Source organism: Paenibacillus sp. PSB04 (assembly GCF_025809195.1).
GTDB lineage: Bacteria > Bacillota > Bacilli > Paenibacillales > Paenibacillaceae > Paenibacillus_AQ > Paenibacillus_AQ favisporus.
The window spans coordinates 2,526,501-2,540,001 of the sequence record NZ_CP081301.1; the positions used below are offsets into that span (position 1 = coordinate 2,526,501).

A 13,501-nucleotide genomic window follows, 5' to 3' on the forward strand; every position below is an offset into this window, starting at 1 on the left:
GTACTTCCGTATCAAATGAGAGGAGTCGTGCCGAATGAAAAAGCTCGATATCGATCGATTGACCCGCGCCGGAGTCATCTATTTCAATTCGAAGCTCGAGATGCTGGAGAATTTGCACTGCAAGATGTACCGGATGAACACCCTCGTCAGCCTGTCCACCCATTTCCATGACTATTATCAGATCTGGTACGTATCCAAAGGCGAATTTGTGCACACGATCTCCAATCGGCAGTACTGGATCCGACAAGGCGATTTGTTCCTCGTTCCCCCCTTTACGCTGCATCGCGTGCAGGCTTTCGAGACAGAGGGGGAGATCCTCGGCTGCGAATTTATGCCGTCCTTCATTAACGAGCGCTTCGCGGATCCTTCGGGAGAGCGGAGATTTTTCGACGCCGAGTATTTGAAGCATTTCTCGCAGTCGGACTGCACGCCGCATTCGCAGATCGCCTTCGACGGCGTCACGGACGGCAGAATCCGCGGCCTGCTGCAGGATATGCTCGGGGAATACGAGGAGCGGACGCCCTTTTTTGAAATTGTGCTGAAGGCCAGTCTCCTGCAGCTGCTGTCGATCATTATCCGCCAGGTGAACGGGGAACTGGTGAAGGCCGGATTCCAAAAAATCGAAAGGTACCGCGACACGATGAACAAGGTCGTCGAATACATCGACAGGAATGCGCATGAAGATATCAAGCTGGAGCATATTTGCGCCATATCCAACATGTCGAAGCCGACGATTTGCCGGCTGTTCAAGGAGTGGACGGGCAAGACCTTCAACCGCTATCTCGTCGATTTACGGATATCCAACGCGCTCGTCCTGCTGCAGCGGCCGTCCATGTCCATCACGGACGTATGCTATGCCACGGGGTTCAACGAGCTCGCGTATTTTTGCCGGATTTTCAAAAAATACACGGGCATTTCCCCAAACCAGTTCCGAAAACAGGTGATGGGCAAGCCATTTTAAGTTTTAACGATAATCCAATTACTAGAGACAATAGTGAAATTAACTAAAACGCTTACATGATAACATGTGGGTAGTTGACGGCGGCAAGCGCGCATTGGCGGCGCTGCCGCCCCAAGATTAAGGAGGGAAGAGACATGATGCGAAAAGGGAGTACATGGGGGCTCATGATGGTTTTCCTGCTGGTCGCGGTCCTGTCGGGCTGCGGCGGCAAAGATGCGGCAAGCGGTGGCCAGGAAGGCGGCGAAGCGAAGGGCGGCGATGCCCCGAAAGAAAAAGTGCAGCTGAGCTTCTGGTACGGCTGGACTGGCATGGAGGCGGAAGCCCTCGAGAAATTGATCAAGAAATGGAATGACGCCAACCCGGACATTCAGGTAAAGGGGCTGTCCCAGAGCGATTACCAGAAGCAGCTGACGGCGATTACCGGAGGTAACCCGCCGGACGTCGCGTCCAACTTCGGTCAGGACGTCGTGCCGTGGGGCGAACGCGGGGCCATGATGCCGCTGGACGATTTCATCAAGAAGGACAACGTCGACCTCGGCGACTTCGTGCCTGCTGCACTGAGCTCTTCCCAATCGAATGGAAAAACGTACGCTTTACCGATCGCGATGCACGTCTCAATGCTTTTCTATAACAAGGAGCTGCTCGAGAAGGCGGGCTTTAGCGGTCCGCCGGAGACGATGGGCCAGCTCAAGGAGTACATTGCGAAGCTGAGTGTCAAGGAGGATGGAGGCAAGCTGCAGCAGCTGGGCCTGTGGCCGGGCGTCGATGCCTATACGTTCAGCTATGCCTATGGCGGATCCTATTACGATGCGGACAAGAAGCAGGTCACGCCCGACGATGCGGGGGTCAAGAAGGCCGTAGAATTCGGAAAAGGAATCTGGGACCAATTCGGATCGAAGGAGCTCGATCGCTTCGCGTCCGGCTTGGGGCAGTACATGTCGCCGCAGAATCCATTCTTTACAGGCAAATACGCGATGACGATCGACGGCGAATGGCTGCCGACGTTCATTAAGCAGTACGCCCCGAACCTGAAATACGGCATTGCGCCCATTCCGTACGATGAGAGCAACCCGAGCCTGAAGGACCCAGGCAACGTCTCGACCAGCGTATTTTACATTCCGAAAGGCGTGAAGCATCCGGAAGAATCGTGGCAGTTCCTGAAATGGATGACCGAACTGGAGCAGATGGCGGAGTTCACCGCGGCCATCGGCAACCTGCCGACCCGAACCTCACTGCAGTCACATGAAATCTACAAGGAAGTACCGGGCTTCCAGGAGTTTTTACAGTATTCCTCCAGCCCAAACCTGCATTCCTTCCCGGCTACGTCCTTTTCGACGGAGTACATGACCGAATTCTCGAACCAGTATAACGCGATTCTGCGCGGGGAAGTCGGCTTGGACGAAGGGCTGAAACGGGTGAAGGACAAAATTCAGCCTTTAGTCAAATAATCCGGTTCTTTACATCCGGGCTCGGTCCGCTTCTGGGCCGGGCCCGCATTCCAACAATCACGAGGAGGACGTGCAGATGATTGAAACGATATCCTCAGCGGCGCCTAGGCGGAGAAAGGGCTGGACGAGGAAGGAGTGGCATTATTTTTGGCTGGGGCTGATCTTCGCTTCCCCATGGATCATCGGGTTTCTGATTTTTACCGTGTATCCTTTCTTCAGCTCCCTCTACTTCAGCCTGACGGAATACGATCTGTTCAATCCGCCAAAATGGGTGGGTATGGACAATTACGCCGCGATCATGAAAGACCGCAGCTTCTATAAATCGATCAGCAACACGCTTTTCATGGCGTTCATATCCGTTCCTGTAACGCTGTTCAGCTCGCTGCTCATTGCGCTGCTGCTGAACTTCAAGGTCAAGGGCATCCGTTACTACCGCACGATCTTTTATCTTCCGGCTGTTATTCCCGGCGTGGCGAGCGCCCTGCTCTGGACCTGGATGCTGAATCCGGACTTCGGCCTAGTCAACATTTTTTTGCGCTGGCTGCATCTTCCCGATCCGGCCTGGCTGCTTGATCCCCGGTTCACCAAGCCTTCCCTGATCCTGATGGGGCTCTGGGGTTCCGGCGCGGGGGCGCTCATTTTTCTCGCGGCGCTGCAAGGGGTTCCGCAAACCTACTACGAAGCGGCCCAGGTCGACGGCGCCAACTGGTGGCACCGGTTCTGGAGAATCACGGTACCGGCGCTGTCGCCGATCATTTTGTTCCAGCTGATCATGGGACTCATCGGGGCTTTTCAAATTTTCACGGAATCCTACATTCTGGCAGGTGGCAAGTCAAGCGGCGGCGCTCTCGGCGGGCCGGGGCAGTCGTTATTGTTCTATGCCGTCAATTTGTATCAGGAAGCCTTTATCAATCTGAAAATGGGATACGCCTCGGCGCTGGCTTGGATCTTGTTCGTGATCGTCATGCTGATTACGCTGCTGGTCCTGAAAACGTCCAAACGCTGGGTCTACTACGGGGGTGAATAGCGGATGAGCGCTGGCAAGCTGTTTCGCACGAAAATTTTTCCGCATACGATGCTGATTTTGTTTGCATTCTTTTTTCTCTTTCCGTTCGTTTGGCTCGTGTTCACATCGCTCAAGTCGTCGAACGAAATTTTTGAACTGCCGCCGCGCATCCTGCCGGAATCGTTTCAATGGTCGAATTACAAGGCCGCGTTCGAAACGGTGCCGTTCGGGCACTATATGCTGAACACCCTGGTTATCTGCGTCGTTTGCATTATCGGGCAATTGTTTGCCTCCCCGCTGGTGGCCTATTCGATCTCCCGGATTCCGTGGGTGGGGAGCAAGATCATTTTCGCGATCGTCCTGGCAACGATGATCCTGCCCTCACAGGTGCAGCTGATTCCGCAGTACATCATTTTCGCCAAGCTGGGCTGGATCAACACTATCCTGCCGCTGACGATCGGGGCCTTTTTCGGCGCGCCGTTCTACATTTTCTTATTGAGGCAATTTCTCTTAGGCATCCCCAAGGAGCTGTCCGAAGCCGCGAAAATGGATGGGGCCTCAGAGTTCCGCATCTACTCGCAAATTATTATGCCGACCTTAAAGCCGGCGCTGGCGACGGTGGCCTTGTTTACCTTCGTGGGTGCTTATACGGACTTTATGGGACCGCTCATTTACTTGAACGATGCCGCCAAGTGGACGCTGACGCTCGGTCTGCAGGGATTCCAGCAGGATCACGGGGCGCAATGGGAAAAGCTGATGGCCGCGTCGACGATCATGGCGATTCCGATGATTTTGCTCTATTTTTTCGGGCAGAAGTACTATATGCAATCCGGATCTGCTTTTACGGGGTTCAAATGATTCATGCACCCCTTGGCGATCTCAAAGGGAAGGCAAGTCTGTGCCGCGCATATAATGGCTGGTTGGAAACCCCAATCAGCCTTTTTCAATTCTCCAACCTTGTAACTTTGCCCCGGCTCGCAGCGTCCATAAGACAGTAGGTAAATTTCGTTAAAAGCTGGGAGGATATCGATGATGCGAAAATGGACTATGGCCGCTGCCGGGCTGCTGCTTGCCGGGACGCTCGGGAGCGCCTGGACAGGCCCGTCCGTGTGGGCTCAAACCTCCGGACCGAACGCAAGTTATTCGAGCCCGGGCTCGGAATTTTATTTGACGAATCCGATACCGCTCGCCAAGCCGAAATGGACGGCGGCGCTTGATGCGCCGAAGGACTCGTCCGCCTCCAATCCTTCCGTCGTTATAGCGGGGCAGGGGAAGGTCTACTACATCGCGGGCGGCAAGCTGATCGCGAAGGAGGCCGCGACCGGGAAGACGCTGTGGTCGTTCGGGACGGGACTTGGCTATGCAACCCTCACGAGTACCGATGGAACGAAACTCTACGTCGGTGCCAAAGACGGCTCGGTTTACCGGGTCGATAAGGCGACCGGCAAGGGCGCGCGCATCTACCGTGCTCCATCGGGGCATGCGCCCGAGATATCCGTGGACGGTGGAACCTTGTACGTCTTTGCCGCCGGTTCACTCATCTCGGTCGATCCTGCTACAGGCAAGGAGAAATGGCGGAATCAGGACGGTAAGTCCCTGCCTCAGCGCGTGGGCGGGACGCTGCTCTCGGGCGCCGTGGAGTCGGGAGCGATTACCGTCAATACGACTTACGCGATTGATCCCGCCACGGGCAAGACGCTGTGGCGGCTGTCGGGTGACCATTCAGGTCTTCTCAAGTCGGAAGGGAATAAGCTTTATTTCCAGGACCAATGGCCGGATTCCGATTATGTGGAGACTGCGGCGAACATCGACGAGGTGGATGTGAAGACCGGCAAGATTACGGCAAGCAAGAAGTTTGTTGCCTTAAAGGCTGATGGCAGTCCGGTCTATCCCACATCCAAAGTGGTGATGGAAGGGAATGACATCTATGCGGCCGTTGCCGGCGAGGGCGTCTTCCGCTTCAATTACGACGCCGACCCCGCTGTTGTGAAGCCGGAATTGATACCGGATCGGGGGGAGTTTATCGCGGGCCCCTATAACGGCAAGCTGTTTTTCCTGGACGAGGACAGCCGCGGGATTCATGCGCGCAAAATCGTGGATCGTTCGTATGTGAATTATAACGGCCCCGATAATCCGGCCAGCCGCGTCGATATGATCCAATCCGGCTTGTACGTCGGGCAGAGTGACGGTACCGTCTATGCGCTGAACGTCTCGACAGGGAAGGCTTTGTTCCGTGCGCAGACGAAGGCGCGCAGTTACGGAGCTTTTCAGGTTGAGGGCGGCATGCTGCTCGTCCAGGCGGAGAGCCAGCTGTATGCGTACCCGCTGTCTTCCGAATTGGCGAAGCCCGCTGCTGGGGGCAGCGCGGCGGGAGCCTTCGCGAAGTCGGATGCCAAGGTCACGCTGGATGGGAAGGCACTTCCGCTGCGGGTTGGAGCGGGCGTCATGTCGGCAGATAACCGGATGTTCATCCCGTTCCGGTCGCTGACGGAAGCGCTCGGAGCCAAGGTCGCTTACGACGCCAAGACGAAGCGGACGACCGTGACCTACGGAACGCGCGTTTTCTCGATCGCCGACGGCTCCCCTTTTGCTCTCATAGACGGGAAGCAAGCCGCACTGTCTTACTCCCCGGCGACGCTGAACGGCTCGCTCTACGTGCCGATCAAGGACTTCGGCGATCTGCTGGGCGTGCAGGTGAAATGGAACGCCGGCAAGCGTACGGTGGAGGTAACCAAGGCGGCTGCCACGAAATAAGGTTGACGATTCCTTGAGGTTAGAGCAGGAGTAAGGAACACCGAACGAATGGAAAAATTCCTATTGTCCTTAAGCAGCCTAATGTATACTGAAAACGGCGGGATGACCGCCGTTTTTTGCACATTCACTTTACAGAATTGAAGGTTAATCGGAGCTGATTTTTAAAGATAAACCAAGGACAATGGAGATGAGCATAAAATGAAAGTAATCGGTCTTATTGGCGGAATGAGCTGGGAATCTTCTGCTTTGTACTATCGAATGATCAATGAAGAAGTAAGAAGTAGGTTAGGCGGGCTGCACTCTGCGAAATGCCTGTTATATAGCGTTGATTTTGAAGAAATTGAACGTTACCAAGCGGAAGGAGCCTGGGAAAAGGCGGGAGAAGTGCTAGGCCAAACCGCAAGGACTTTGGAAAAAGGGGGCGCTGACTTTATCGTCATTTGCACCAATACGATGCATAAAGTTGTCGATGATATTCAGTCCCAGATCCAGATCCCCATTTTGCATATAGCGGATGCTACAGCAGTCCAAATCAAAGAAAGCCAGATTCAGAAGGTTGGGCTGCTTGGCACGAAGTACACCATGGAACAGGACTTTTATAAATCACGCTTGGAGCTGACCGGGATTCAAGTGATCGTTCCAGATCGGGATGACAGAGAGGCCGTAAACAAGATCATCTACGATGAGTTATGCCTGGGCAAGATTCATCAGGAATCCAGAGATTATTATAAAAAGGTTATTCAGGGCTTAATCGAATCTGGAGCCGAAGGGATTATATTAGGCTGTACAGAAATTGGACTATTGGTGAAGCCGGAGGACGCAGAAGTTCCTCTGTTTGACACAACCTACATCCATGCTTGCGAGGCTGTAAATTTGTCTTTGAAAGCGTAAAATTGGAGCTGAATCCCGTACGGATCAATTAAAATAGGAGTTCACCGCAGCGCGCCCGCCAGGGTGCGTTTTTTAATGTGATATAGGGTCTGAAGAACGCCAGTAGAGCCCAGAAATATTTAAAGAAATTTCCCGGCCGATGTTGTCACATCCCATCCTCACTCCCCGTCATACGGGTAAAATCACCGAAAGGGATGATCGAGATGGAGATGGAATACGATTATGATGTGGCGGTAGTTGGCGGGGGCATAGCAGGTCTGACGGCAGCGGTGTATGCGGCGAAGGCGGGAAAGCGGACGATTCTAATCGAGAAGCAGGAGCGCCTCGGCGGGCGAGCCATCACGGTGAAAAAGAAGGGAGCATACTTCAATCTGGGCGGGCACGCCCTGTATCACGGCGATGCGTTTGCGACCTTCCGCGAGCTGGGGCTAAGTTTGCAGGGAGGTCAGCCTTCCACCGATGCACTCGGCATTTGGAACGGGAAGCTGGTGACCATGCCGATGGGGGTCAAATCGCTCTTTACCACGCCGCTGCTGTCCTGGAAAGGGAAGGTGGAGCTGGCCTCCTGGCTGGCGAAGCTTGGCAAACTGGATACGCTCCGTTACGAGCGGGTCAGTCTCCGGGAATGGCTTGAGGGGAACATCAAGGACCCCATGCTGCGGCATTTGTTTTATTCGCTTTTTCGCACGGCAAGCTACGTGGTAGCGCCGGATCTGCAGGCGGCGGGTCCAGTACTGCGGCAGCTTCAGAACTCCCTGAAGGGCGTGCTGTATCTTGACCGGGGCTGGGGCGCGATGGTCGACGAGCTAGGCAAGCTGGCTGAGAATGGCGGCGTGAAGCTGCTCTCGAAGAGCAATGCCGTGTCCATTGGGCACGCTGAAGGCTCCGTACGGCATGTGCTCTTCGAAGACGGAACGACAATCAAAGCGAATTCCATCATCGTCGCCGCATCGCCCACGATCGCTCACCAGCTGGTACCCGGAGCTGAAACGACCGCCCTTCATACCTGGAAGGAGCAGGCGGTCGAAATTACGGCTGCGTGCCTGGATGTCGCGCTCCGTCGCCTGCCGAAGCCGAATCAGCAATTCGTGTACGGCATCGACAGGACGGTCTTTCTTTCCAACCAGTCGCGTGCTGCTGATCTTAGCGACGATGGATACCAGGTCGTTTCCGTGATGAAATACAAGGGGCTGGAAAGCGATCCCAAACGGGATTTGCAAGACCTCGAACAAACGCTGGATCTCGTGCAGCCAGGCTGGAGGGATGAGTTAGTCGTCCGGCAGTATTTGCCGAAGATTACGGTTTGCCATGATTTTATGCACCTGAACCGTCAGGAGAACCCGGGGCCCGCCGTCCCGGAAATCAAGGGGCTGTATGTGGCAGGAGATTGGGCTTCGCACGGGGAATTACTAACCGACGCCGCGACAGCGAGCGCGAAAAGAGCCGTTCGGCACATCCTCTCCCTGGAGAGCGAGGAAAGGGCGACCCATGAGCATAGAAGAATTGTATGAAGCCTATAGAAAACCGCTGATATCCTATGCCTACCGGATGCTGGGCAGTGTCATGGATGCGGAGGATATCGTGCAGGAGGCCTTTATAAGTTATGGCCGGCTGGAGGAGCCTGATGCGATACGAAATGAGCGATCCTTTTTGTACAAAATCGTCACCAACCGCTGCTTGGATCTGCTCCGTTCCTCGGCGAAGAAACGGGAGCTCTACGTCGGTCCCTGGCTTCCTGAGCCTCTGATGGGTTTGCTGGATGCCGCCGAGGCCGACCCGTCCGAGATCTATATGCGGCGCGAATCCATATCAACAGCATACCTTTTGCTCCTGCAGCAGCTGAGTGCCGTCGAAAGAGCCGTTTTTCTCCTCCGCGAAATTTTTCATTATTCGTTCGACGAGATTGCCGGGATGGTTGGCAAGAGCACCGCGAACTGCCGGCAAATTTTCCACCGGGCCAAAAAGAGCATCCAGGTGGATCCTGAGCAAAGCCTGCCGGTTCACATAGCCGAAGAGAAGCTGAGGGATTTCGTCAGTTCCCTTCTGCAAGGAAATACAAGCCGATTACTGGAACTGGTCAGCGAGGGCGCTGTCATGATCTCCGATGGCGGCGGCAAGGTCAAGGCGGCACGGGTGCCTGTCCTTGGATTCGAGCGGGTCATCCAGCTGCTGCTTAATCTGCTCAAAATGCATGAGGGTAAATTTGCGTATTCGTTCGTTTCTGTCAACGGCATACCGGGCTTCCGGCTTGCGATGGATAATGGGGATCAGTACGTTTATTCTTTTTCTTTTAAGGATGACAAGATTCAATCGATTTATGCCGTAGGAAATCCAGAGAAAATAAGGCACCTGCCAGCATTCGAGCAGAGGGATGATGAAGTTGGCACGCCGTGACATCCACGGATAGCAAACCAAACGATGACTCAACCGCGATTATCGTTAACCTAGAGGAACAATAGAAGAAAGTGTGAAAAAGACCCTGCCGGCGCGAGCCAGCGGGGTTTTTGGCGTTCATGGATCAGGTCGTGCTGGAACGATGAACAAAATGATGAATTATATGGTTTGCAAAATTCTAACGACCTCATCCTCAATCTGGGATTCATCAACCTTGTCCCAATGCTCAGGGCGAATCATTTGATATTTTTTCATACGGTAAAACTCCATAACGGCTTGTTTCAAGGTGAGGTCGTACCACTGGATGCTGAACGTCGGTTCCATAATCCGCCGCAGCGTAGCGTCGTCTTGAACCAAAGACAGCACCGCATTCATCCGGTTGAAAATGCCCTGATCCATCCCGGCTTCAAAAAAGCTCTCCAGCTTTTTATTCCGATTCTGCTGGGCAATAACAAGACTTTCAAATAACCGCGGATAGAATTCCTTGAGGTCCTCCAGGAACAAATCGGATATATAAATGACGCAGATCAGCGATTGCAGGAACGTTTGCTGAAAACGCTCGATATAAGAAACGGTTTCGTCGTTCACAACGACATCGGCCTGCTGCAAATAGTTCATCTCATACTCTACAACCTGCTGAATGATGTCATCTTTGGATGAAAAATGCTTATACAGCGTCACTTTGCTGATGTCCATATATCTGGCGATATCGTCTATTTTGAGTTGGCTGAACTTGTTCTTTCGGATGACCGGTTTTATTTTCTCGATATAATGACCGGCGCTTACGGCTTTTCTCACGAAATGAAGCCTCCTTTGTGCTTATACAACATATTATAACGAATTTGCTGTGATCACAAACAATTTTTACGAAAATTAATAAATTAACTTTTTTTATTAATTTAGTTTACTTTATTAATTTACAGAGTTATAATCGGTCTTGCAAAAATAAATGAGCCTTTTAAGCCAAGGAAGGAAGTGAAAAGATGAGTACTGTAGAAAAAGGGGAGTACGAGGGCAAGCGGGTCGTCATTACAGGAGGAAGCAGCGGTTTCGGCCTGAAGACAGCGAAGATGCTGGTGGATGAAGGTGCGCGTGTATTGGTTACCGGCCGCACCCAGTCCACGGAGCCCAGCGAGGTGGCCCAAGCTGTCCTGTTCCTCGCCTTCGATGCGACCTATACCACGGGGGCCGAGTTCCCCCTAGACGGAGGCGGCTCGCAAATCTAAGTACGTCTAAAACCGCGTTTTGCTGACCATCCAATTTTCATAAACGAACCAAGGAAGGGAAAGTGATCAATATGGAAAATACAAGAAATATGCGCGTCTTTGTAACAGGAGCAACGGGGTTTGTCGGCACCGCTGTTGTTCGCGAACTTATTGCTTCAGGACATCAAGTCGTCGGGCTCGCCCGCTCGGATAAGTCTGCCGAATCGCTGACGGCTGCCGGGGCTGAAGTGCACCGTGGTTCCCTGGATGATCTTAGCAGCCTGCAGGAAGGAGCCGCCGCAGCGGACGGCGTGATTCACCTGGCTTTTAAACACGACTTCGCGGATTTTGCGGCAGCCGCTGAGGCGGACAGCAAGGCGATCGAGGCGATCGGGGCGGCACTTGAGGGTACTGGAAAGCCATTCGTGGCGACCTCGGGAACGCTGATGCTTACGCCGGGGCGGCTCGGGACGGAAGAAGAGGCGTCGACACAGTCTACGCCGCGCCGCTCCGAGAAGGCTGCGCTTGCGCTGGCTGGACGCGGAGTGAGAGCTTCCGTCGTCCGCCTGTCACCGTCCGTGCATGGCCCGGGCGAGCAGGGCTTTGTTCCGACTCTGATCGGCATCGCGCGGGAGAGAGGTTTTGCGGCGTATGTGGATGAGGGGCTTAACCACTGGCCGGCGGTTCACCAGCTAGATGCGGCGCGCCTGTTCAGACTGGCGTTGGAAAAAGGTGCAGCAGGCGCCGTGTACCACGGGGTTGGCGATGAGGGCGTGCCTTTCCGGGAGATCGCTGAGGTCATCGGCCGCCACCTGAACCTGCCGGTACGCAGCATTTCCCGCGAAGAGGCGGAGGCTTACTTCGGTTGGCTCGCCTTCGCCGCGTCGACCGACAATCTGGCGTCGAGCGCCCTGACCCAGGAACGCTTGGGATGGCAGCCCGTGAACCCTGGTTTGATCGCGGATCTGGAACAGGGGCACTACTTCAACCGCTAAAATTGATGGATTGGGTGAATGAAGAGGTTTTTTAAAGGTTAACTAATGAAATCGTCTGACGGTAACATTTGTGAATAAAAAGTCTTGGCTTGTGACTCTGTACCTCCTTCATGGAAGTATTGGGTACAGGCCAAGACTTTTTTGGTAGGGAAACGATTCCAAACCGTCTATGGAATCTCGAAGGCTATGATATGATAGCGTTAATATGAATAACCTATCGAAAGGAAGATACACCATGGATATTATCCAAGATCTTCAAAAGTTAATTAAACTTACAGGTGAACGTGCAAGGTTAGAGGCTAAAGTGAATGGGACTTACATTGTATACAAGACAAATAGCGGTCGGATTATTAAGGAATTTGCAAACGGTGACATTCAGACAGTGAATAGTCCGGGATCTTCTTCCGATGAATAAATTTTCTCCAATCAAATGGGTATTGGTAGACCATTACTCTATTTATTGTTTCTAATTTAAAGTCATTTCAGTTGTCCTTAACAATCATTCTAGGTGAGTTGCTCTTCTAACTCACAAAAAAGCACCTTCAAGTTAATCTACATATCTTTTGATATGGTTGATTATCTTGAAGGCGGTTTTGTTAACTAATTCATTTATTCTGGAAATCAATTTGTATCGTTAGGTTGGTTTTATCAAATTGAACCTTTCCACCAAAAGCTTCAGCAATAAACCGAAGATTTACGTACATAAGACCATCATCAACAAGTTCTGGACCTTGTAAAAGCTGTACTTCCTTGCCATTTAGAGTAGCAATCTTTTTTCCGGCAGTTAACGTAACCGTTGTATCATTATTTTTAGCCGTAACAGTTTTGGTTTGATTATCAAACTGAGCGTCCATCTTTAACGCCGAGAAAAATGCCCTGAAAGGAACCAAGGTTGATCCGCTCGGAGGAATTGCCGCAGTTAAGGTTTGTTTGTCCCCATTAATGTATATCGTAGGACGGTATACTCCACGGGAATCCGGGCCCGCTGAAGCAAACACAGCTTGTGCACCAAAGACTAAGATGTAAACAGTCAGCACAGCAAGGGATAGAAAAGAACGGCGCTTCATCAAATACCATCTCCTTTTTTAAGTTTAATAGCATCAAACAGGACGCTTCATTTGGACAAATCCTATCAGTACAGACGCTTTTTCCACCACACATGTTACAATAAACCCAAATCATCACAGTTATTGGAGGTATCCTCAGTGGTCATTCAACTAGGCAATTTTGAAGTGAATTCCGGGCAATTGGTCGTAGCGGATCCTTGTTACGAATTGGATCGGGATACGATTATTATGGGCGTGCTGGAATCGGCCTTAACTGGTACATGGGTAGGAGAAGTGGAGAAGGTCGAGGTTCGCGACTGGGGCGAAGCCAATGCCAAGCTGACGGCTTACCATCACTCCGTGGCGGAACAGGCAGCGTCGCTGGAATGGATCAAGTGCTCTTTTGTGGCGGGAGTGGACAGCGGGCAGGCCGGGATTTTTGATATCGACAAGCACCGGATTCCGGATGCGGATGCCCCTGATGGTAAGCAGGACCAAGATACCGAATGGTATTTCGCCTGCTGCGATCTCACCGAGAGCGGGGAGGAAGCAGGTGTCATGGATGGCGGCGTCGTATCACGGACAGGCATGGGCGACGGGGCGTATGGGGTGTATAAAGCTGTAAATGCGGATAATCAAATAGTTGGCGTAAAGATTGTGTTTATTAAGGGCTAGTTAGTTCTGAAGTAGATATCATTACGGTTGCTAGAGTTTTTAAATAGATTTACAGGTAGATGACTCTCTCGGGGGTCATCTTTTTTTATCTATAGAAGGAACTCACTTCATTTTCACTTTGAGCGC

At 52.5% G+C, this 13,501-nt stretch carries 14 protein-coding genes; 12 read left to right on the forward strand and 2 right to left on the reverse strand.

The genetic code is table 11. From position 1 onward, the window contains the following. Positions 1 to 34 precede the first annotated feature (34 nt). The 8 genes from K2F33_RS11830 to sigJ all read left to right on the forward strand — a co-directional run bounded on the left by K2F33_RS11830 (position 35) and on the right by sigJ (position 9,454). The gene (locus K2F33_RS11830; RefSeq protein ID WP_263881773.1) at positions 35 to 961 is read left to right on the forward strand and encodes a helix-turn-helix transcriptional regulator; all 927 of its coding nucleotides are present in this window, start codon (positions 35 to 37) and stop codon (positions 959 to 961) included. A 134-nt stretch (positions 962 to 1,095) separates the two neighbouring features. Then, positions 1,096 to 2,409 (forward strand): ABC transporter substrate-binding protein, encoded by a 1,314-nt coding sequence (locus tag K2F33_RS11835; RefSeq protein WP_263881774.1) that lies wholly within the window; start codon positions 1,096 to 1,098, stop codon positions 2,407 to 2,409. A 76-nt stretch (positions 2,410 to 2,485) separates the two neighbouring features. Next, entirely contained in the window at positions 2,486 to 3,436 is a 951-nt protein-coding gene (locus tag K2F33_RS11840) for a carbohydrate ABC transporter permease (RefSeq protein ID WP_076173906.1), read from the forward strand. Positions 3,437 to 3,439: 3 nt separating this feature from the next. Continuing rightward, positions 3,440 to 4,273, forward strand: coding sequence for a carbohydrate ABC transporter permease (locus tag K2F33_RS11845; protein ID WP_089548820.1), 834 nt, complete (start codon positions 3,440 to 3,442; stop codon positions 4,271 to 4,273). A 171-nt stretch (positions 4,274 to 4,444) separates the two neighbouring features. Next, entirely contained in the window at positions 4,445 to 6,169 is a 1,725-nt protein-coding gene (locus K2F33_RS11850; protein ID WP_263881776.1) for an outer membrane protein assembly factor BamB family protein, read from the forward strand. Between the two features lie 198 nt (positions 6,170 to 6,367). Beyond that, complete coding sequence (locus K2F33_RS11855) at positions 6,368 to 7,060, forward strand: aspartate/glutamate racemase family protein (RefSeq protein WP_263881778.1); 693 nt, start codon at positions 6,368 to 6,370, stop codon at positions 7,058 to 7,060. 203 nt (positions 7,061 to 7,263) lie between these two features. After that, complete coding sequence (locus tag K2F33_RS11860) at positions 7,264 to 8,571, forward strand: phytoene desaturase family protein (protein WP_263881779.1); 1,308 nt, start codon at positions 7,264 to 7,266, stop codon at positions 8,569 to 8,571. After that, positions 8,549 to 9,454: an RNA polymerase sigma factor SigJ gene (sigJ, locus tag K2F33_RS11865; RefSeq protein ID WP_263881780.1), complete on the forward strand. Its 906-nt coding sequence runs from the start codon at positions 8,549 to 8,551 to the stop codon at positions 9,452 to 9,454. The genes K2F33_RS11860 and sigJ overlap by 23 nt, the downstream gene beginning before the upstream one ends. A gap of 159 nt (positions 9,455 to 9,613) precedes the next feature. Here the strand turns inward: sigJ and K2F33_RS11870 are convergent, their stop codons facing one another. Continuing rightward, positions 9,614 to 10,252 (reverse strand): TetR/AcrR family transcriptional regulator, encoded by a 639-nt coding sequence (locus tag K2F33_RS11870; RefSeq protein ID WP_263881781.1) that lies wholly within the window; start codon positions 10,250 to 10,252, stop codon positions 9,614 to 9,616. A gap of 185 nt (positions 10,253 to 10,437) precedes the next feature. Between K2F33_RS11870 and K2F33_RS11875 the strand changes: the two genes are divergently transcribed. The 3 genes from K2F33_RS11875 to K2F33_RS11885 all read left to right on the forward strand — a co-directional run bounded on the left by K2F33_RS11875 (position 10,438) and on the right by K2F33_RS11885 (position 12,069). Then, complete coding sequence (locus K2F33_RS11875; protein ID WP_263881782.1) at positions 10,438 to 10,680, forward strand: SDR family NAD(P)-dependent oxidoreductase; 243 nt, start codon at positions 10,438 to 10,440, stop codon at positions 10,678 to 10,680. 89 nt (positions 10,681 to 10,769) lie between these two features. Beyond that, positions 10,770 to 11,654, forward strand: a complete 885-nt coding sequence (locus K2F33_RS11880) for an SDR family oxidoreductase (RefSeq protein ID WP_263882342.1) — start codon at positions 10,770 to 10,772, stop codon at positions 11,652 to 11,654. A 235-nt stretch (positions 11,655 to 11,889) separates the two neighbouring features. Beyond that, the gene (locus K2F33_RS11885) at positions 11,890 to 12,069 is read left to right on the forward strand and encodes a hypothetical protein (protein ID WP_076173899.1); all 180 of its coding nucleotides are present in this window, start codon (positions 11,890 to 11,892) and stop codon (positions 12,067 to 12,069) included. A 190-nt stretch (positions 12,070 to 12,259) separates the two neighbouring features. Here K2F33_RS11885 and K2F33_RS11890 read toward each other — a convergent pair whose 3' ends face one another. After that, positions 12,260 to 12,721, reverse strand: a complete 462-nt coding sequence (locus K2F33_RS11890; protein WP_263881783.1) for a copper amine oxidase N-terminal domain-containing protein — start codon at positions 12,719 to 12,721, stop codon at positions 12,260 to 12,262. A gap of 138 nt (positions 12,722 to 12,859) precedes the next feature. On the opposite strand from K2F33_RS11890, the gene K2F33_RS11895 reads away from it, so the two are divergent. After that, complete coding sequence (locus K2F33_RS11895) at positions 12,860 to 13,375, forward strand: DUF4241 domain-containing protein (protein WP_263881785.1); 516 nt, start codon at positions 12,860 to 12,862, stop codon at positions 13,373 to 13,375. Positions 13,376 to 13,501 lie beyond the last annotated feature (126 nt).